Origin of the sequence: Enhygromyxa salina, assembly GCF_002994615.1 — a bacterium.
GTDB classification, from domain to species: Bacteria; Myxococcota_A; Polyangia; order Nannocystales; family Nannocystaceae; genus Plesiocystis; species Plesiocystis salina_A.
In genome coordinates this window covers 1-19,574 of record NZ_PVNK01000286.1, presented here as the reverse complement: position 1 = coordinate 19,574, position 19,574 = coordinate 1, and the positions used below count along the sequence as shown (strand labels likewise).

The 19,574-nt window shown below is 68.5% G+C and carries 17 protein-coding genes, 1 tRNA gene and 1 pseudogene; 8 read left to right on the top strand and 11 right to left on the bottom strand.

Annotated features, from left to right (window positions below; translation table 11 throughout):
* The first annotated feature begins 38 nt into the window (after positions 1–38).
* Together ENSA5_RS33240 and ENSA5_RS33235 are read left to right on the top strand one after the other, a co-directional pair.
* The gene (locus ENSA5_RS33240; RefSeq protein WP_146156381.1) at positions 39–740 is read left to right on the top strand and encodes a hypothetical protein; all 702 of its coding nucleotides are present in this window, start codon (positions 39–41) and stop codon (positions 738–740) included.
* 103 nt (positions 741–843) lie between these two features.
* Positions 844–1,455 carry a hypothetical protein gene (locus ENSA5_RS33235; protein ID WP_106395745.1) on the top strand — a complete coding sequence of 204 codons (612 nt, stop codon included), beginning with the start codon at positions 844–846 and terminating at the stop codon, positions 1,453–1,455.
* A gap of 12 nt (positions 1,456–1,467) precedes the next feature.
* Here ENSA5_RS33235 and ENSA5_RS33230 read toward each other — a convergent pair whose 3' ends face one another.
* Together ENSA5_RS33230 and ENSA5_RS33225 are read right to left on the bottom strand one after the other, a co-directional pair.
* Positions 1,468–1,935, bottom strand: a complete 468-nt coding sequence (locus ENSA5_RS33230; RefSeq protein ID WP_106395744.1) for a hypothetical protein — start codon at positions 1,933–1,935, stop codon at positions 1,468–1,470.
* A 25-nt stretch (positions 1,936–1,960) separates the two neighbouring features.
* Positions 1,961–3,265: a hypothetical protein gene (locus ENSA5_RS33225; protein ID WP_106395743.1), complete on the bottom strand. Its 1,305-nt coding sequence runs from the start codon at positions 3,263–3,265 to the stop codon at positions 1,961–1,963.
* 209 nt (positions 3,266–3,474) lie between these two features.
* Here ENSA5_RS33225 and moaB point away from each other — a divergent pair, with 209 nt between their 5' ends.
* Positions 3,475–3,984: a molybdenum cofactor biosynthesis protein B gene (moaB, locus tag ENSA5_RS33220; RefSeq protein ID WP_106395762.1), complete on the top strand. Its 510-nt coding sequence runs from the start codon at positions 3,475–3,477 to the stop codon at positions 3,982–3,984.
* Positions 3,985–4,254: 270 nt separating this feature from the next.
* Here moaB and ENSA5_RS33215 read toward each other — a convergent pair whose 3' ends face one another.
* From ENSA5_RS33215 to ENSA5_RS33205, 3 genes are all read right to left on the bottom strand, one after another.
* Entirely contained in the window at positions 4,255–5,118 is an 864-nt protein-coding gene (locus tag ENSA5_RS33215; RefSeq protein WP_181198416.1) for an MBL fold metallo-hydrolase, read from the bottom strand.
* Between the two features lie 242 nt (positions 5,119–5,360).
* On the bottom strand, positions 5,361–6,764 hold the full coding sequence (locus ENSA5_RS33210) for a hypothetical protein (protein WP_106395741.1): 1,404 nt from the start codon (positions 6,762–6,764) through the stop codon (positions 5,361–5,363).
* A gap of 272 nt (positions 6,765–7,036) precedes the next feature.
* Positions 7,037–10,180: an MXAN_5808 family serine peptidase gene (locus ENSA5_RS33205; protein WP_106395740.1), complete on the bottom strand. Its 3,144-nt coding sequence runs from the start codon at positions 10,178–10,180 to the stop codon at positions 7,037–7,039.
* A 199-nt stretch (positions 10,181–10,379) separates the two neighbouring features.
* On the opposite strand from ENSA5_RS33205, the gene ENSA5_RS33200 reads away from it, so the two are divergent.
* The 3 genes from ENSA5_RS33200 to ENSA5_RS33190 all read left to right on the top strand — a co-directional run bounded on the left by ENSA5_RS33200 (position 10,380) and on the right by ENSA5_RS33190 (position 12,921).
* A complete protein-coding gene (locus ENSA5_RS33200) occupies positions 10,380–10,997 on the top strand; it encodes a hypothetical protein (protein WP_106395739.1) in 618 nt (205 codons plus the stop codon).
* A 194-nt stretch (positions 10,998–11,191) separates the two neighbouring features.
* On the top strand, positions 11,192–11,581 hold the full coding sequence (locus ENSA5_RS33195; protein ID WP_106395738.1) for a TerB family tellurite resistance protein: 390 nt from the start codon (positions 11,192–11,194) through the stop codon (positions 11,579–11,581).
* Positions 11,582–11,652: 71 nt separating this feature from the next.
* A complete protein-coding gene (locus tag ENSA5_RS33190; protein ID WP_106395737.1) occupies positions 11,653–12,921 on the top strand; it encodes an SPFH domain-containing protein in 1,269 nt (422 codons plus the stop codon).
* A 46-nt stretch (positions 12,922–12,967) separates the two neighbouring features.
* On the opposite strand, the gene ENSA5_RS33185 is transcribed toward ENSA5_RS33190, so the two are convergent.
* On the bottom strand, positions 12,968–14,662 hold the full coding sequence (locus ENSA5_RS33185) for an alpha/beta hydrolase family protein (protein WP_106395736.1): 1,695 nt from the start codon (positions 14,660–14,662) through the stop codon (positions 12,968–12,970).
* Between the two features lie 21 nt (positions 14,663–14,683).
* Between ENSA5_RS33185 and ENSA5_RS33180 the strand changes: the two genes are divergently transcribed.
* Both ENSA5_RS33180 and ENSA5_RS33175 read left to right on the top strand, forming a co-directional pair.
* Positions 14,684–15,328: a 3-oxoacid CoA-transferase subunit B gene (locus tag ENSA5_RS33180; RefSeq protein WP_106395735.1), complete on the top strand. Its 645-nt coding sequence runs from the start codon at positions 14,684–14,686 to the stop codon at positions 15,326–15,328.
* A 61-nt stretch (positions 15,329–15,389) separates the two neighbouring features.
* Positions 15,390–15,462 (top strand) — tRNA-Lys (locus ENSA5_RS33175).
* Between the two features lie 262 nt (positions 15,463–15,724).
* On the opposite strand, the gene ENSA5_RS39020 is transcribed toward ENSA5_RS33175, so the two are convergent.
* From ENSA5_RS39020 to ENSA5_RS36640, 5 genes and pseudogenes are all read right to left on the bottom strand, one after another.
* Positions 15,725–16,183 carry a peptidase inhibitor family I36 protein gene (locus ENSA5_RS39020; RefSeq protein ID WP_219906909.1) on the bottom strand — a complete coding sequence of 153 codons (459 nt, stop codon included), beginning with the start codon at positions 16,181–16,183 and terminating at the stop codon, positions 15,725–15,727.
* Positions 16,184–17,031: 848 nt separating this feature from the next.
* Positions 17,032–17,688, bottom strand: a pseudogene (locus ENSA5_RS39880) (S8 family peptidase); the annotation flags it as partial.
* On the bottom strand, positions 17,679–18,014 hold the full coding sequence (locus ENSA5_RS33160; protein ID WP_106395733.1) for a S8 family serine peptidase: 336 nt from the start codon (positions 18,012–18,014) through the stop codon (positions 17,679–17,681). The gene ENSA5_RS33160 and the pseudogene ENSA5_RS39880, both read right to left, overlap by 10 nt.
* A 318-nt stretch (positions 18,015–18,332) precedes the next feature.
* Positions 18,333–18,890: an O-acetyl-ADP-ribose deacetylase gene (locus tag ENSA5_RS33150; RefSeq protein ID WP_106395760.1), complete on the bottom strand. Its 558-nt coding sequence runs from the start codon at positions 18,888–18,890 to the stop codon at positions 18,333–18,335.
* Positions 18,891–19,069: 179 nt separating this feature from the next.
* Positions 19,070–19,360 carry a hypothetical protein gene (locus tag ENSA5_RS36640; RefSeq protein WP_146156379.1) on the bottom strand — a complete coding sequence of 97 codons (291 nt, stop codon included), beginning with the start codon at positions 19,358–19,360 and terminating at the stop codon, positions 19,070–19,072.
* Positions 19,361–19,574: the final 214 nt, after the last annotated feature.

The following is a 19,574-nucleotide window of genomic DNA, read 5'->3' as shown; positions in this document are numbered from 1 at the left end:
TTGGACCCGGGTCGATCGGGCCGTACTCTAGGGTGCAGATGACTCAGCTGTCCGACCGCGAGATCGAGGAGGCCGCGCGCGAGGCCGGGATTTCGCCGGCAGAGCTGCGCAGCGCTCTCGCGGAGCAAGCGAGCGGCGGCGGCCCCGGGCCCGGCGGCGGCGCGATCGCAACTCGAGGCCAGCGCGGCGTCGTCCCGCCCTCGACCCGCGGTGTCAGCGTCGCCAACACCGAGACCAGCTTGCCCTATCCGCCCGAGCAGGCGGTGCGCAGCGTCAAGCGGCAGATCGAGCGCCAGATCGGCAGCGGTGGTCACATGATGGGCTCGACCGAGGCCGACATCTACGACGAAGCCGCCGGGATCATCTACCGGGTCCAGGCCGAGGCTGACGGCGCCAGCGGCTCGATGGTCCGCGTCGACATCGATCCCACCCCCCTGCGCAGCCGTCGGACGCTCACGAGCATGGGCCTCGGCGCGACCGTCGGGCTGTTTGCGATCACCGGGCTCATCGTCCCCGGTCTGATCGGCTGGGCGCTGATCGCCGGGGCCGTCGGCCTGACGGTGCTCGGCAGCACCAGCATGGTCGCGCTGCGCCAGCGCGCGATCAAAGACGCCCGCGCGATCTCGGCTCAGGCCCTGGTCGAGGCCGAGAACGCCGCGCCGATCGGTGGCGCCGGGCAGCTCGACGCGGCCGAGGCCGATCACCGACCCAAGGCGTTGCCGCCGGGCTCGGACTGGTGATCCGGCGAGCTCTCAGTACCGCGGGGGTCGTGATCCGATCACGCGTGCGTTCGAATTCGTCGCTGCGCTTGCCCCCGGGCCCGTTGTTGGCCAAATTCGAGGCATGACCTTCAACGCCCGTCTCGTCGGAGGTGCGCGCGCGTGCGCGCTGCTCGCGGTCTTAGCTAGCCTCGCCGCCTGCGATCCCTCGCGCCCGATCTACGACGGCGGACTCGACGACAACGACGGCGGCGACGGAGACAGCGGCGGCAACAACCCGCCCGGCACCTGGATCGCCATGGGTCAGGGCGAGGAGGGCTGGAGCCCGGTCGAGGACGGCGACGAGCTGCTCATGGTCCTCGGCGGCCAGGGCTTGTTGATGTTTCCCATGCCCCTGCGCGGGGCCGGGTTCACCCTCGCCGACGATCCGAGCGACTACACCGATCCGCGCACCCCGATCTTCGACATGTACCTCGACATCGAGGGCTTCGACCTCGACTTCGGCGGCCACTTCAAGCGCCTGTCAAACTACCCGGTCCCCTTCGAGATCCTGCCCGACGGCACCTACGAGTTCGTGTACATCACCTTGTTCGTGCCCGACGAGCTCCTCGATCCTTGTGACATCGACGGCCTGACCGGGGAGCTCCACGCCGAGCTCGACGTGGTCGACGGCTACGTGCTGACCTGGGATCGCACGGTCACGATGGCCGTGCCGCCCGAGCTGTGCGAGCCCTGAGCGCGGGGCCGGTCACGCGCGGGGGAGCTCGGCGACGCGTTCGAAGTCGGCCTCGCGCTCAACGAAGGGATTCTGGGGGTCGGTCGCGACCGAGTAGACCACGCCCTCGGGGTCGATGAAGAAGATCGTCTCGCCTTGGTCCTGCCAGCCGATCGGCAGGTAGCGCCGGGGCACCCAGGGCGAGGGACCCAGGCCGCACTCGTCACGAGCGAGGGCGTCGCCTCGGACCACCATCCCGATCGTCGGGGCCTCGCCGCCGTGGTCCTGGTGAAGCTCGGCGAGCGCCATGAAGTCGTGGGCCTCGAGCCCAGTCGAGTTCGGCTCGAACAGCGCCTCGGGCGACAACCTGCGCCTGTCGTCCCAGACCGGCGCCTGCCCCGACTGGACCAGCTCCCACAAGCGCACGAGTCGCGCGAGCACGCCCGAGCCCTCGAAGCTGATCGAGGCCATGAGCGTGGAGTAGGCGAGGCGGGTGTCCATGCCTGACGATGTCATGGACGCCCCATCACGAGCCCTTCTTTTTCGTCTTCTTGCGTCCGCCGATGATCTTGGGCGCCGCGAAGTCGAGGCGCAGCGTCCACCCGACGCTGTAGTGCAGGCCCTTCTCCGCGGTGACCTCTTCGACGTTGGCCGACCACAGGTAGTGGTAGCCGATCATCGCGTAGGGCCCGGTGTACAGCGGCCCGACGAGCTTGATGTGAAGATCGGCCATCGCGCGGCCCTCGACGCCGAGGGTCCCGATGTTGACGGCCTCGGGGTTGTCCTTGTCGTAGTAGAGATCCGAGAGCACCGAGCCGAGGAACACGTGGTTGAGCCCCCCGCCCGCGCTGAGGTCGAGGCGCAGGCGCTTGCCAAAGCCGAACTCGTGGTCGTAGCCGAGCAGCAAGCTCCACATCCCGCCGGGGTTGAAGAACTTGTGAAAGTCGAGCCAGACGTTGATGCCGACGACCTCGGCGTCGAGGATGAAGCCGTACTGGAACCCGCCGAACTTGGTCTGGCCGAGGTCGCCGGCCCCGGAGGTCGTGATCGCCATGTTGTCGATCGAGTCCTGGATCGACTTGTCACGATCGAACAGGCCGTTCTTGGCGCTGGTCCCGTGCGTGTAGCCGACCTTGGCGGCGACGCCGACCCGAAACAGGCGAAAGCCGCCGAGCTTCCTGAACGACTCTTCTTCCTCTTCTTCGGGCTCCGCCTCGAGCTCTTCGGCCGCCGCCTCGTCGCCGGGCTGGTCGGGCTGGGGCCCCTCGACGATGCCCGCAGCAGGCGCGGTCGAGCTCCCGCCTGCGCCGGGGTTGGCCCGGGCGCCGCCGGGCGACTGAACCTCGGGTGAGCTGGTCGGCTGCTGCACCGCCGGGGCCGCGCCGGCCCCGGCCCCGCTGCCGTCTGCTCCGTCTGCTCCCGCTGCGCCACCGCCGGAGCCGTCGTCCGCTGGCGTCGGCGCTTCATCGGGCGCGACCGGGATCGCCTCCTCCTGTCCGGGCGGATCCCCGGCTGCGCCCTCGTCGAGCGTCTCGCTCGCGGCCCCATCATCGCCGGGCGGCGCGGCTTCATCGCTGGGCGGCTCGGCGTCGGCGGGTGGCTCGGCGTCAGTGGGCGTCTCGACATCGGCATCCGCGGGCGGCTCGGCGTCGGCGGGCGGCTCGGCGTCGGCGGGCGGCTCGGCGTCGGCGGGCGGCTCAGCGTCGGCGGGCGGCTCGACGTCGGCGGGCGGCTCGGCGTCGGCGGGCGGCGGGATATCACCGATCTCGGGCGGCAGCTGGGGCGGACCAGCGAGGGACAGGCCAAACAGCGCAACCGCGACGACGGGCATCCTTCAAGCCATGCCACGCCGACGCGCGCAGCGCAAAGTCGCGCGGGCCCCTCGCGGGCGCTTCGCAGCCAGACGCGGCTCGCAGACCCACATCTGAGAGATCCGCCCCCAAACCGCGCGCGAGTCACGAGCGAGACGCGCTGTCGAAGCGGGGGGCGCTCTCGCCCGTCGGGGTGGCCCTCCTCTCGTGCCCGCCCTACTGTCGGTCGGTGAGCACGCGCGAGTTCAAGCCCGTCCGCATCGCGGTCATGACCGTGTCCGACACCCGCACGCTCGAGACCGACCGCAGCGGCGCGCTGCTCGTCGAGCGGCTCGAGGCCGCAGGCCACGAGCTCGCCGCGCGCAGGATCGTTCGTGACGACATCGACCTGATCCGAACCGAACTCCGCGCCTTCATCAAGGACCCGCGCGTACAGGTCGTGCTCGCAACCGGCGGCACCGGGGTGACCGCCCGCGACGTCACCCCCGAGGCCCTCGCGCCCCTCGTGACCAAGGCCATCCCCGGCTTCGGCGAGCTGTTTCGCTGGCTGTCCTTCGCCGAGATCGGCACGTCCACGATCCAGAGCCGCGCCGAGGCCGCGCTGTGCGAGCAGACCTACGTGTTCGCGCTGCCGGGCTCACCGGGTGCCTGCGGCACGGCCTGGGACAAGATCCTCGCCGCCCAGCTCGACATCCGCCACAAGCCCTGCAACTTCGCCGAGCTGTTCGACCGCCTCTGAGCTCGGGCGCGCAGCGCTTTGGTTCAGGCCTAGCAGCCCGGGGTGCAATGCATCGTGTCGCCTCGCGCCGGAATGTTCGCCGAGGGCGCGAAGCCAAAACGCCGCTGTACCGGGCGTACTGCAAGTTTTGGCGACAAAGCCCTCGGCGAAAAGGCCAAGCGAGGCGGCGCGAGGCATTGCACCCCGGGCTGCTAGTACTGCAAGTTTTGGCGACAAAGCCCTCGGCGAAAAGGCCAAGCGAGGCGGCGCGAGGCATTGCACCCCGGGCTGCTAGTCGACGCGCCGACCGGTGACGAGATCGTAGACCTGATCGGGCAGCCCGACGCGAAAGCCGAGCGCCTCGACCTGGGCCCGATGGTCCTCGATGTCATCTTCGTGGTGCATGAGCACCATCTTGTCGCGCACGGACTTCGGCAGCTTCTCGAGCAGGCTGAACGCCCCGTGGACCTGGCCCGGGTAGTCGGTGAAGGTGCAGTCGTGGAAGTAGATCGTGGTCCGCGGCTCGATCGCGGCCAGGAACCCGGCGTCGACGGTGCAGTCGCCGCTCCACCACGCGATGCGATCGCCCTGACCCACCTCGATCTCGAGCGAGCACGAGGGCTTGCCCGGGACGTGCTCGCTCTCGCGCGCGACGATCTGATGGCCGTTTAGGGTGAAGGTCTCGCTGTGCCGCCACGGGTTTTGCCCGGGCTGCTCCCACGCGTGCGGCTCGATCATCTCGAAGTACGAGTCGAAGGTGCCCGCGCGGGGATTGTCGCCAACCTTGAGGTAGCGAAGGGAGGCGGCGAGCGACTCCCAGACCTCGTCTCTCACAGCGGAGTGCGCCAGGAACCTGGGCCTTGGCCCGCCACACATGATCGCCGAGACCTCACCCGAGGCCTGGTAGTAGCGCTGAAACGCGAAGTCCTCGAGGCCGAAGATGTGATCGCCGTGGACGTGGGTGACGATCTGCCCGTCGATCTCGTGCCAGTCGAGGCCCGCGTCCCACAGCTGATCCGGCGCCTGACGCCCGCAGTCGATCAACCAGCGCTCGCCGCCCGGGAACGTCACCAGTGAACAGGTGGTCCCGTACTGACGTGAGAAGGCACCCCCGGATCCGAGGAAGCGCAGCGTCATGGATGAGCCGTCGACCACGGCCGGGGCATTGTACAGCGTCGAGCGCCGATCCATAGAAGAACGGGGAATTCTTTCGCTCTCGCAGGCGTCGTGCGGTCGGCTTTCATGAGCTTCGCGACTGAATGCGTGGCCCCCAGAGTCAGCGAGGGCCATATCGCGGTCAGCGACGGCTACCGCGGCCTTCGGACCCCGACAGTGCGGCGACGGTTCGCCGACAGTGGCCAATCGGCCAGGTCCCAGATCTCAGGTCTCAGCTCAGCTCAGCTCAGCTCGGCGGAACGGCGTCGGCGCAGCGCGACGAGCAGGGCCCAGGCGTTGAGGAGCACGACCCCGAACACCGCGCCAAACATGACGGCGGACGGCCACACGTCTTTGGGGTGCTGGTCGACCATCAGCAGGTACCCCTTGGGGTCGGCCACGAGCGAGCGCTCGACCCGAACGGCCTCGATCGCCGCACTCGGGACCGCGAGCCGACCGCCGTCGAGGGGGACCGGCACCAGCGCGTCGCCCTCGACCTTCCAGCCCGTGCCTGCAGTGTTGCTGCCGTAGGTAAACGACAGCTCCGCGCTGTCTCCCGCCCCATCCACGGACAGATCGCCGAAGTCGACGAGGTAGGTGGCGCGGCGTGGGAGCACCAGGCCCCCGACCTTGGGGTCGGCGCTGGCGAGATCCTCACCGTTGTTGAGCGCGCGCGTCAGCTCCTGAAACAGCTCGAGGCTCGCGTCCGCACCGAGCGCGACGGTGTAGACCCAGACGGTGTCGCGCTTCTCGACGAAGGCCCAGGGCTTGCCGAGCACCTTCATGATCTCGTCGGCCTGCGCGCGGGTCGGCCAGGTCGTACGCCCGAGCTGGACCATCGCGCTCGACTGCGCCACGACGACGCGCAGCTTGTCATCCGGGGCCAGCTCGAGCTCGCCGCCGTCGACGAGCGCGACCTTCCTGGCGCCGGACCCGAGCGCGCTCGCGACGGACGCGGGGTCGAGATCGATGATGTCGGTGATCTCCTCGGCGTTGAAGAAGGTCTGGAGCTTGTCCCACTGGGGGACCTCGCTGATGCGCCGCATCCGCCCCTCGAAGCGGCCCGGGAATTCGTTGTTGGTGTTCTGCGTGGCCCGCGGAATCGAGACGAACAGGCTCGCGTCGGCCTCGATCAGCCTCAGGAAGCCGATCCAACCGTCCCGGCCCTGCATGCGCGCGGCGTGCTGGACGTCGGGGTCGCCCTCGAGCACGACCCACTCGTTGTCGAAGCGCTCGCTGAACTCGCCGTCTTGGTAGATCTCGCTCACGGTCCCGAGGTCGCGGGGCTCGGACTGCGCGCTGCGCAGGAAGTAGCGAAAATCGCTCCAGGTCGCGATCAACAAGAACAGACCGACGACGATGACGGCGGCCGAGATGATCGGCGAGCGACCCCAACCCGCCTTGGAGCGCAGGCCCGCCTCTTCGGCGGTGTAGGGGCGCTCACCCAGATCCGGATCGAGGTCCTCGCCCGGAGACAGCACGCGATCTCGGGCGTCGGCGACCGCTCGATCGAAGCCCTCCCCGTCGAGATCGTCGAGCTCCGCGTCGTCGGTGTCACCGTCGTCGCTGTTCTCGGTGTCGACCTTCGCGCCGTCCTGATCGGGGGCTTTTGCGTCGCCGCGCTCGGGGTCCTTGTCGTCGCTCACAGGCACCTCGCTATACCACGGCTCGGGCTCACTGGCTGCGCGCACGGGCCCACGGACGCCGCGCCCTCAGGAAGGTTCCGCCGCAGCGAGGGGCCTTTCTGAAAGGCCCCTTGAAGACGAGCAGCCGAGAGGGAGGCATTGCCTCGCGCCGGAATTTTCGCCGAGGGCGCGAAGCCAAAACGCCGCTGTACCGGGCGTACTGCGAGTTTTGGCGACAAAGCCCTCGGCGAAAAGGCCAAGCGAGGCGGCGCGAGGCATTGCACCCCGGGCTGCTAGTCCTGGAACACCCACAGGTTTCGGCGCCGCTCGACCTTGTCGTGATCGCGGACCAGGACGGTGATCCGGTTGCTCCCCGGGCTCAGCTCGACGGCGGTGCTGAACTCGAGGGACCTGGCCGCCTCACCCTCGAGCGCGCGATTGGCCAGGTAGAAGACCTTGCGCTCGGGCTGGTCCGGCCCCGAGGCTCGCACGGTCACGACCACGTCGCGGACGCGGGCGTGGTGCTGGGCGACCCCGGAGATCTCCACGGAGTCGCCGGTGACCACGCTCGGGACCTCGGCCAGGGACAGGACCGGGGGATCGACCATCCGGTGCTCGCGGGCCAGGTGCGCGACCGGCCCCTTGCCGCCGACCTCGACCATGTCCTTGGGGATCCACAGCCGCCGCCCCTCGCCGCGCTCGCCGTCGAGGGCCAGCCACTCGCCGGCCACGCCGCTGACCTCGACGACCGCGCCCGCGCCGAGCTCGGCGACGATCGGCGCAGAGCCGTCGGCGCCGTTGTAGATCCGCAGCGGCCCGTCGCCGGCCACGGTCCGCCGCCGCTCGCCCTCGACATCGAGCACGCCCTCGCGGCCCGGGATGATCCGAAAGCGGAGCTTGTCGTCGACGCTCTCGCTCAGCAGCGCGTCGCCGACGATCAGCTCGAGCTCGAGCGGCAGCCCGGGGTCGGCCGCGGTCGAGACCGAGATCCCGAACGCGCCCAGGAACGCCTCGCCAGCGTCGAGCTCGCCGTGGACGTAGAGCCCCTCCTCGAGCAGGCCCTGGCGACCCGACAGGTTGCGCAGGAGCACGCGGGCGTCGGGCGCGACGCCGCTCGCGTTGTAGGCCCGGAAGCCGAGCAGCACCCGCTCGCCCGGCTGCAGCAGCCCGTCGCCGTTGCCCTGGACGACGAAGGCCTCCTCGCCGGGGATCAGCTCCTGGTCCGGGCGCTTGGGCCCCTTGGCGACCAGGCGCGGATCGTCGATCACCCAGTAGTCGTAGGAGAAGCTCGGGCGCGCGGCCCCGTCGACCGCGAAGTTGAGCCTGGCCTCGCCGTCGGGCCTGGCGCCGGGCTCGCCGACGTGGGCCATGACCGTGAGCGTGTCGACGAAGCTCTCGCGCCACGGCAGCACCTGCAGATCGATGTCGCGGCTCACGAGCGCGCCGGGCTCGAGCTTGCCGATCAGCAGCTCGATGCCGTCGAGCTCGTCGCGGTCGCAGTCGGTGATCAAGTGGACGCGCTCGAGCGCGCGCTCAGTCGGGTTTTGGACCTCGACGTGGAGCGTGAAGGGCTGGCCCGCGACCTGCGGGCCGTCGCCGACGATCGAGACCGCGACCCCGACCTCGGCGTCGAGATCGGCGGCGTCGTCGATGTCCGACCAGTCGATCTTCCACGGCTCGATCGCCGCGCGGATGTGCTGATCTTCGCTGCGCGCGAGGCCCTCGACGATCTTCGGCAGGGCCTCGAGCTGCGCGCGGCGCCCGACCACCCCACGCAGCGCCAGCGCGACCTCGCGGGCCAGGCGGATCTCGGGGTCTTGGAGCTCGCGCGGACCCGCGTCGCCGCCCTCGGGGGTCTCGGGCGCGCCGCCGCCCGCGAAGTAGCGCAGCGAGAGGCCGCCGCGCGACATCGCGATGTCGGCGGCCACGTCGACGTCGTGGATCGCCGAGGGCAAGTGAGCCGTGCGCGCCCGCTCGCGCCGTCGCTCGAAGCGCTCGAGGTCGTACATCCGCGCGACCCCCTCGAAGTTGCTGAGCTCGACCGGCAGCAGCTGCAGATCCGGGACCACGCCGATGCTCTGGATCCGGCGATCTCCGGCGACGCGGTACTCGGCGATCGTCATCTTGAGCGCGACCTCGCGGCCGTAGGGCGTCGCCGTGCGCAGCTCCTGAACGGTGCCCTTGCCGAAGCTCGCCCGCCCGAGCACGACCCCGCGATCGAGGTGCTTGAGCGAGCCCCCGACGATCTCCGAGGCCGAGGCCGCGTTCTCGTCGACCAGCGCGACGATCGGGGCCTCCATCGGGATCACGATCTCCTTGGTCGCGTCCTGGTGCTCGCGCCCGAGGGCCGAGCGCACGATCACGAGCTCGCCGCCCTCGACGACCTGGTTGAGGATCCCGACCGCCTGGGCCAGGAGGCCGCCCGAGTTCCCGCGCAGATCCACGACCAGGCCGGCGAGCTCGCCGTCTGTTTGAAACTCCTCGAGCGCCGCGAGCAGCTTCTCGGCCGTGTCCTCTTGAAAGGTTGCGACCTGCACGTAGCCGACGCGATCGGGCAGCATCGTCGCGCTGATCGTCGGGATCGAGATCATCCCGCGGGTGATCTCGATGACCTTCAGCGCGTCGCCGCGGCGGACCTTGAGCACGACGGTGGTCTCGACCGGCCCGCGCAGGAGCGAGCGAGCGTCGTCGGAGCTGAGGTTGACCGTGGACTGATCGTCGATCTCGAGGATCACGTCGTTGTCGAGCAAGCCCGCGGCCTCGGCCGGCGAGCCGGGCAGCACCCGCACGACCAGGACCCGCCGCTCACTCGCGGCGATCTCGGCGCCGATGCCCCCGAAGCGCCCGCGGGTCTTGACCCCGAGCTCGGCGCTCTCCTCGGGCGTCAACAAGATCGTGTGGGGATCGAGGCGCCCGAGCAGGCCGTTGATCGCGTCGTACTCGAGCTCGTGGAGCGGCTCGCCCTCGAGCGAGAGCACCCCGGCCGTGAATTCGAGTACCTTCTCCATCACGTCGGCGGCCGCGTCGAGGTTGTCGACCTCCGCGAGCGAGAAGCGCTGGGACTGCGAGCGGACCGTGACCTCGAGCTCGTCGCCCTCTCGCTTGCCGAAGAACTCCGGCGTGCTCAGGCCGATGTAGTCCATCGCCACCGCGAGCTGGGCCTTGGGATCGAAGCGATCCTTGTCGAAGTAGTCGACCCCAACGATGTGCAGCGACCAGATCAGCAGGGGGAAGCTGCGCTCGTCGAGGCGCAGCTGCTCGTACATCTGCTCGCCCGGGCTGAGCTCGGGCTTGGCCGCCGCGATCGTGCCCTTGGCTCCGGTATCGCTCGCGCCGCCGTCTTCGGCCTTGGCCTTGGCCTCGGCGTTGCCCTTGCAGCCAGAGGCGACCAAGATCGACAACACGACCAGCGCGGACCAGCGTCGCAGCATGCGCATCGCCGGGCAGCATAGCTCAGGCGAGCAACCCGGCCGTCCCCGAGGATGGCACCGTGAGCCCCGCCGACACCGAATCTACAAAGATAGGTATAAGAGCTCAAACGATGCATATGATCTCGAAACGATGATCGCGTCGCCCCTAAGCTGTTGAGATCATCGACTTTGGATGCTGGCACAAGAACCGCATAGGCCCCGTGCAGTGCGTACCACTCTCATCGCTGCTGCGCTCCTCCTCGCCGCGGGATGCGCCGATGCCCCGATCACCGCCGCGGACCTCCAGGCCGACGGACAGCTCCGGGAGAGCAACGGCTCCCAGCAGAGCGTCCACGCCGCGAGTGAGACGAACCCCAAGACCCAGCAGGCCGCGCATCTTCGCGTGACGGGCCTCGTCGCCGCCGAGGCCGACGGCCCCCTCGAAGACGCCACCCGCTTCTCCCTCGACAGCGAGGCGATCTACCTCCACCTGCGGGCCGACGATCTCGTCGAGCCCCGGCCCGTGACCTTCGTGTGGCTTCACGGCGACCACCAGCGCGAGACGATGGGCTTCCTCCAGCCGTCCGAGACCGTCTCGCTCGCCGCCAACCTCCCCCTCGCCCGCTTCTTGGAGGAGGGGTGGAACGGCCTCGAGCCCCCGGACCCCGAAGCCATCAACCCGGTCGAGCCCGACCCCCTGGCCCAAACTGGCGGCTGGCGTGTCGAGGTCTACACCGCTGACCAAAGCGGCCGCAGCCTCGTGTTCGAGCGCGATTTCGAGATCCTCACGCCCGAGGCCTTCGAGGCCATGACCGCCGAAGATGCCCTCGGCGCGTCCAACTGAGTTCCTTCGTTCCTGATCCGTCCTGAGTCGAGTCGAGTCGAGTCGAGTCGAAATACGCCCGTGGCCAATCCTGGCCACGGGCGTATGCTTTTGTGAGCCGCGGACACGGCCTGAGCGTCCGCTTTCTCACGCAGCGGCGACTCGCTCCAGATCCGATCTAGATCCGATCGAGCCGGGGCCGTAGCATCACAGCGATGGCGGACAACAACGACAGCGGGCTGAGTCCCCGAGAGGCTGAAATCTTCGCCCGTGGGCTCTGGTACCTGGCCACGATCGACGGCGAGGCCGACCCGCGCGAGGAGAGCTTGATCCGAGAGTTCCTCGACGAGGCCAACAGCGACGTGAGCTGGGCCGACGTGACCCGCGGCGACTTCGCGCCGATCGAGGCCGCGAACCTGCTCGAGACCACCTTCTTGCGCCGGATCTTCATGAAGGTCGCGGTCGCTCTCGTCCACGCCGACGGCGTCTACACCGACAACGAGCGCAACGCGATCGGCGAGTTCGCCGACGTGTTCAACATGAGCAACGCCGAGTTCGGCGCGATCGAACAAGAAGGCAAGAAGGTCGGGCTCGCCCCGGAATGAGCATCGCGCCTCGCGGTTGGCGAGGCCCGACGCACCTTGCACCCCCACACTGAAACGACAGGAGCAGACGAATGGGCCGGATAATGGACTTCATCCGTAATGAGCTGATCGAGATCATCGAGTGGCTCGACGACACCAACTACACCCTCGTCTGGCGCTTTCCCGACGAAGACCACGAGATCAAGAACGGCGCCAAGCTCGTGTGCCGTCAGGGTCAGGCCGCCGTGCTCGTCAACGAGGGGGTGATGGCCGACGTGTTCGGCCCCGGCACCCACACGCTCTCGACCCAGAACGTGCCGGTCCTCTCGACCCTCAAGGGCTGGAAGTACGGCTTCGACAGCCCCTTCAAGGCCGAGATCTACTTCATCAACCTCAAGCAGTACATGGATCAGAAGTGGGGCACGCCGAACCCCATCATCATCCGTGACCCCGAGTTCGCCGTCGGCAACCGGCCCGGCCGCGTGCCGATCCGGGCCTTCGGTAGCTACAACTTCCGCGTCGCCGACCCCGGGGTGTTCTTCAAGGAGATCGTCGGGACCAACAGCATGGTCACGACCGACGAGATCGAGCGCTTCATCAAGAGCCGCGTGCTCCAGGCCTTCGGCAAGTCGGCCAACCAGGCCAAGGTCAGCGTCGGCGACATCGCCGGCCACGTCGACATCCTCGCCAACGAGGTCAAGACCAGCATCCAAAACGATCTGACCGCGATCGGTGTCGGCCTGACCAGCTTCATCATCGAGAGCATCACGCTCCCGCCCGCGATCCAAAAAGCCCTCGAAGAGGCCGCCGCTCAGGCCGCGCGCGGAGTCGACAACACGATGGCCTGGGAGGGCATGCAAGCCATGCGCGACGTCGCCCGCAACGCCCACAAGGGTTCGGGCAGCGGGGTCATGAACGCGGGCATGGGCATGGGCATGGGCTTTGGCATGGGCAACATGATGGGCAACATGATGTCGCCCCAGAACATGGGCTACCCCCAGCAGGGCGGCTACCCCCAGCAGGGCGGCTACCCGCCTCAGCAGGGTTACCCGCCCCAGCAAGGCGGCTACCCGCCCCAGCAGGGCTACCCGCCTCAGCAAGGTCAGTACCGGCAAGGCCCGCCGCCTCAGCAGGGCCAGTATCAGGGTCAGCCGCCCCAGGGTCAGGGTCAGCCGGCCCAGGGCCAGCCGGCCCCGCAACCCGGCTGGAACCCCGCGGGCGGACAGCAAGCGGCCCCCGCGGCGCCGCCCGCCAACGACCTGCAGACCAAGCTGATGAAGCTCAAGGCTGCGTTCGAGGCCGGGCTCCTGACCGACGAAGAGTACTCGGCCAAGAAGGCCACGCTGCTCGAGAGCTTCTGAGCTCGCAGGGCTCAAACGAAGGCGGGGCGGCGTCCCGCCTTCGTGCTCAGCCCCCGCTCGATTTCCTGGCCGGCTTCTTAGCCGGCTTTTTGCTGACCTTCTTCGCCCACGCGACCAGCGCGTCGAGGAACTCGCCGTCGACCGGGCGCTCGACCAGGTAGCTGGTGTGGTTTGAGGTCCCGGGTTCGTGCTTGAAGTGGTGGTCGAGCTCGGGGAAGCGGGCGACCTCGGCCTTGCGCTTGTACTTGCGGGTTGCAGCGGTGAGCGCGGCGAGATCCTTGACCGGGTCGGTCTCGAAGTCCTTGCCGCCCTGGGCGATCCACATCGGGACCCGCGCGCGAAACACCAGGGCCTCGGGATCCTCGACGAGGATCTCGCCGTACCAGTCCGCCATGGGCTGGAGCTGCTCGGGCAGGTCTTTACCGGTCTCGAGCGCCTTCAAGATGTCGGGCTGGTCCGCAAACAGCTCGCGGTAGCTGCGGCCCAAGGTTGCGAGCAAGCCGACCCCGATGACCTCGCGCGGTCGCTCGGCCGCCAGCGAGAGCGCGCGCCAGCCCCCCTCGGCGTGACCGACGGCGAGGATGCGATCGGGATCGACCTCGGGCTGGACCAGCAAGGTCCGAAACGCCCGGCGCGCGTCGGTCCGCTGGCCGACCCAGCTCGGCGGGGCGTCCTCGCTCTCGCCGACGCCGCGCTCGTCGTAGCGGATGACCACGAAGCCCGCGTTGGCCAGCGCGTCGGTCGTCTCGTGGTAGCCGATGTCGACCGCTGGCGGGCCCGCGAAGCCGTAGCGATCGGCCGACACGCTCCCGGCCAGGAACACCACGCCCGGGTAGGGGCCGGGCCCGTGGACGGCGGCGTCGGGGACCAGGATCTCACCGCGCAGGCTCGGCTCGTCTTGTTGGCCCGGAAGCTCGACCTCGCGGATCGTGAAGCTCGCGTCTGCGGGCGGCTTGTAGGCCAGCGCTGAGGGCCCGCTGACCTCCCAGTCCGGCCACTGCGGGTGGGCGATGCCCGTGACCACGAGCTCGTCGTCGGGCACCTCGATGCGGGTGATGCGGCCCTCGTCGAGCCAGATCTCCTCGCCGAGGCTGGTGTCGAGGACGACCGTGTTGCCTTGCTTTTTGACCTTCGCCGACCACGGATCCGCGCGCCCGGCCGAGATGCTGATCAGCCGCCACTCGTTCTCCCCGGCCGCGAGCGGGCGCAGGGCCAGCATCAGCTCCTCGTGGATCGTCGACATGTAGCCCATGAAGGCCGTGCCTGGCTCGTAGCCGAACTCGGCGCGCTCGATGTTTGGGAGCCCCGCGTCGGCCTCGATCTCGAGCAGCGCCTCGGACTTGGTCACGGCGAAGCGCAGCTCCGCCGCCATCGAGCGCTCCCAGCCCGCGACCAGATCCCCGCGCTCGTCGAGCAGGACCTCGGACGCGAAGCGCAGCGGCTGGCCCCCGGGCGGCAGCAACTCGACCCGGGTCGAGAAGCGGTGGACCGTCTGGCCCGCGTGCTCGACCGTGCCCTCGTAGCGCCCGAACGAGCGCCCGATCTGCTCACCGAGCTGGGTGAAGGAGAAGCCGCGGACCTCGCCGACCTCGTAGAGGCCCTCGAGCGCCCGTGCTGGGGAGACGACCTCGCCCTCCGCGCTGGCCTCTACCTCGGGCTCGACGGTCTCGGTGCCCGAGGGAGGCGCCTGTAGGCACCCGCAGAGGGAGAGGGCGGCAACCACTGGCCAGACTTGGCGCATCCGGTGGACTATAGCCCTGCGATGCCCTGGGACCGAGATCAGATCGCCGCCCGCGCCGCCCGAGAGCTGCCCCACGACAGCGTGGTCAACCTCGGGATCGGCATCCCCACCTTGATCAGCAACCACCTGCGGCCCGAGCAGAACATCCTGCTGCACTCCGAGAACGGGTTGCTCGGCATGGGGCCGTTCCCGCTCGACGAGGAGGTCGACGCGCAGATCGTCAACGCGGGCAAGCAGACCGTCACGGTCGTCGCCGGGGGCAGCACCTTCGACTCGGCGCTGAGCTTCGCGATGATCCGCGGCGGGCACGTGGACGCCGCGGTCCTCGGGGCCATGCAGGTCAGCGAGCGCGGAGATCTCGCCAACTGGATGGTGCCCGGGAAGAAGGTCGCGGGGATCGGGGGGGCCATGGATCTCGCGACTGGCGCACGCAAAGTGATCGCGGTCATGCAGCACCGGGACCGCAAGGGGCGCAGCAAGCTCGTGGACGCCTGCACGCTGCCGCTGACCGCCATGCGCTGCGTGGATCTGGTGATCACCGACCTCGGCGTGCTGAGGGTCGACCGCGTCGGAGACCGCGGGTTTTCGCTCGTCGAGCTCGCCCCCGGGGTGACAGAGGCCGAGCTGGTCGCGGCGACCGGGGCGGAGGTCCGGGTCGGCGCGTGAGCATGCGCAATACCGTGGGGGTTCCATCGGGGAAGGGTTCGTGTAGGTTTCGTCTCCCTCCGGGCTCGTAGCTCAATTGGCAGAGCAGCGGACTCTTAATCCGCGGGTTGTAGGTTCGATTCCTACCGGGCTCATAGGCTAAACCGCCGAATTCGGCGGTTTAGTTTTTGGTTTGGAGGCTCTCGGAGCCGAGCTTCGGCCAACGCGCCCATTGCGCTGAGCGCACCTGCTTTGTGCGACCTGGGTCCTGGGTCCTGGGTCCTGGGTCCTTCGTGGCCGCCGCCTGAGTGTCGCGTCCAACTCGACTCGCACGGAGTCGGGAGCACGAGCCCTGCGTCGACCACCCGCACCGTCCATCGGACGCGTGCGCAGCGCTTGGTTCAGGTCTACGGGCTGCTAGCAGCTGCACGTATAGGACGAGATCCGGTCGTTCCAACCGCTACCTATCCAGCGAACCCTGCCTGCAAGGGTCTTGTGCTTGCCCTCGTAATTGGCGTGTTCATATACGTTCAGTGCGCAGCCCGACCGCACCTTCACAGAGGAGACTTTGTCGTTCCAGGGGCCTCCAATGTACGAAGTATCGCCGCCGGAGATATCTCGGTGGTCACCGCCGTAGTGATAGTGTTCGTACACTGTGGCGCAGATCCCGGGGTGCTCGAGCGGCGGGTCGTCAACGACGCCGTCGTGCATGCTCTGCTCCGGCTCCTCACCTTGTGCCAGGGCGAATTCGTCGGGGACCTCGTCTTCGAACGCGGCCCGCTCATCGATCTCGTCGAAGTCATCGACCGCCCCAGGGTCGCAGGCCGAGGTCGACAGAGCCAATAGGGCGAGGCCGCTGAGGGAGACGAGAAACATACCTTTGTTGGTATGACGCTTGGTTTGGGTGTGCATACTTTGGATTGAGCAAGGCCCATGCCACAGTCGAGCGTGCTGTGCATCGCTGTTTTCCAGCGCTGCGCCTCTCTTGACCTGCCCGCTGCGTCCGCTGTGGACGCAGCCCACCTCCACCGCGGACGCCTGCTACCCCACGACGGTCTCGACCGGGACGCCGACCTGAGCGGCGATCGGCGTCCAGATATCCGTGTCGACGGTGTCGGTCTCGATCGACACGACCAGCGCATAGCGGCGCCATGCTCGCTGCGGTCGCGCTTCTCGAGCTCCCTCCACCAACCAGTCACGGGGTACACCGCGATCGCTCGGCGCTCAGCCAGATCCGCAGCGCTGCACCTCAGGATGTCAGCGTGCAGCGACCCGCGACGCCGCTTCTGCCCCAGACACCAGTCACCAGACTCGCTCGATGACGGCCTGCCCTCATCGTCGTCGAGCGCCTCTTTGTTGAGTCGCTTGCGAAACTCGTCGAGGCTCTCGGCCGGCCGCTTCACCTCAAAACGCAACCCATGTGACTGGTACCGGTGCTTACTCTGCCACCCTCGCCGCGCCGGGTTCGGCTCGACGAAGTACGACAAGGTCACGCGCAGGCGAACGTTCGCCGGCCCCAGCGACGCGATCTCATCACGGGGCCACGGCAGATCATGCACGTGGATCTCCCGCGTCTTCCCGGCGATGAAAGGACGAATCGAGTCCTGAACGAGAAGCGTGACCGCACTGTCCGCGCTCCGAAGCGCTCGCTCGAGGCTCGGCACACCAAAGCCGTAGCGTCGGATCAAGCTCGAGCGCCTTGTCTTGCTCGCCTCGGCGTCAATGCTCGCCTTCATGATCGGTGTCCACTCGGCCGAGTGGACGATGAGGCCACGGATGGTCTCCGGCCACAGGTTTGGGTAGGTCGCAGAGACCGCCGCACACAGCCGCGCTGCCTGAGCCGTCGCCGCGCTCGTCGCCCACGTTGGCGCAAAGATCCGCTCGGATGGTTCGTGGTGGGTCGTGAGCAAGTTGAGGTCATGACATGGAAAGTCGACTTCGCCCGCGTCGTTGCAGACCACGTTGCCGCCCTCCATGACGATGTCGGGCTTGATCGGCCACTGCTTCGTAAACGTCACCGAGGTCGTGCTCCACGGTGATAGCTCTCCTCGCGAGGCCAGCGGCGACCAGTTCGCCCACGAGGGATCCGTGATGACGACCTTGTCTGTGTAGGCGCCGACCGTGAGTGCGTTCCAGGCCTGGGCGGGATCATCCACGGGCTCCGTATCACTGCGATCGAGGTGGCCATGCTCGAGTGACGCTTCGTCGATGTTCCCCGCGCTCACCACGAACAATCGTTGGCGCGGCGGAGAACCGTCGTCGATATACGCGAGCCCCTTGCTCGACGCGTCGAACGAACGACCCGCGGCGAGCGCATCTATCGCCGACGACCAGGAGGTCGGTAGCCCGCCCTCGCGGTTGTCACTCGAAGTCACCGCCATCGAGAACACGCGGCGACGCTCGGGTGCTCCGGCCGGCTGGCGGCCTCGGCCGTGACCGCACCGTAGAGATCGGGATCGTTGGCGCCCCTCGGAGGAAGGATCTTCACGGACTCCAGCCGATGGCGGAGCACGACCGGCCCCGTGTCTTCGAGTTGCGGAGCGAGGTCGCCATAGAGCGTGAGCCCAGCCATCTCCGTACCGTGACCGTCATGATCGTGCGTGCCCCAGGTCGGATCGAGCGCGTAGCAATCGTCAGGAGTGAGGGAACCTTCGATCAAGGGGTGACCCAGGTTGACGCCCGTGTCGAGGATGCAGACCGCGGGCATCTCCTCGGACAGATACTGAGTACGCCCGGCGAGCTCCTCGACCCACCCGGCCTGGTCGACGTTGCTCTGGTCGAGGAAGAAGGTCGCCCCCGGCGCTCCGGCTCGACTGCGCGGGTCTTGGCCTTGGCCTCGTCGACGACCTTGCGAAGCTCCCTGGCGAAGTTGCCGTGGCCACTGCGGGCGGCCTGAGCGGCGACCTGTATCGCCACTGCGTAGAAGCGCGTGTCGTCGCCCTCCGCGTGAGAGCGTATCAGCGCCTTGATCTGCTCGGCCTTGGCCATGACTCGTGTCTGATCATGCCACGGCACCAGCGCGCAGTCAGCTCTCCGTTCGTGGCCTTCCTTCGGTGCCGAGCGCGCGAGCCACATCCTCGGCCAGCGCCCGCTCGAAGCTCGCGTGGGCCTCGGCCGTGAACATCACGAAGCGCACCCGCGCCACGCTGCCCCAGTCCGCCCGCGTCGCCGCGATCGCGATCCGAGCAGCGGGCTCGAGCGGAAAGCCGTAGGCCCCCGCCGAGATCGCCGGAAACGCGACGCTCACGAGGGAGTGCGCGGCGGCCAGGCCCAGGCTCGACTCGTACGCCGCGCGCAGGACCGCCTCGGGTTCGGGAGTGCGCTTGTAGATCGGCCCCACGGTGTGGATCACCCAGCTCGCCGGGAGCTCGAAGCCCGCGGTGATCCGCGCCTCGCCGAAGGGGCAACGGATCCCCTTGACCTTGACCAAGCGTCGACAAGCCTCCAACAACTTCGGCCCCGCCGCCCGGTGAATCGCCCCATCGACGCCTCCGCCACCGAGCAGCTTGGGGTTGGCCGCGTTGACGATCGCGTCGACCTCGACCTTGGTGATGTCTCCGCGCTCGACGCTGACCTCCGGCATGGCCACAACAGTCATTGATCGCCGAGCGGGCCGGCGTCAATATCTACATTTAGTCCTGAATCAAGCGCTGCGCGCTCGACTCAGGCCTACTTGTTTTCAAGGGGCCTTTCAAAAAGGCCCCTCGCTGCGGCGGCAAAGCCCCCTCCGCTCACCCCAAACGCTCGCGGCGCGGAACAGACCTAACTGGAGCTCGCGAGGCGGGCTGGCTCGGGGACCGGGTCGGGCGGAGTATCGAAATCGGGCGCGGTGTTGGGCGGGGTCCGGTGCGACACCTCGGGCGGCTCCTGCGGCGTCGGGCGTGGCAGCACGCGCGGCGGGACCTCGGGTGCGGGGGGCAGTTGATCGGGCGCGGGCGCGGGCTCGGCATCGCCACCGCCGCCGAGCAGGTCGTCGTCGCAGTCGTCGCAGTCCTCGGGGTTCTGGGCCCCGCCGCCTGAATCTGTGGGGTCGGTCACTCTGGTCTGTGGCATCTCTTCTTGGATAGTGCATGGAACACGGCGGGTAGCACAATCCAAATGACAACTTAATTCGAACAAGGCGCCATCGTCGCCAAGATGCTCTCCATCGAGCTTGCGATCACCGATGAATCGCCCCATCGACGCCTCCGCCACCGAGGTCGGCCCGCACACGCGAGCGCCACAGTCGCCGACGCGCTCCCGCCCGTCAGCCCCCCGCCCCCTCGAG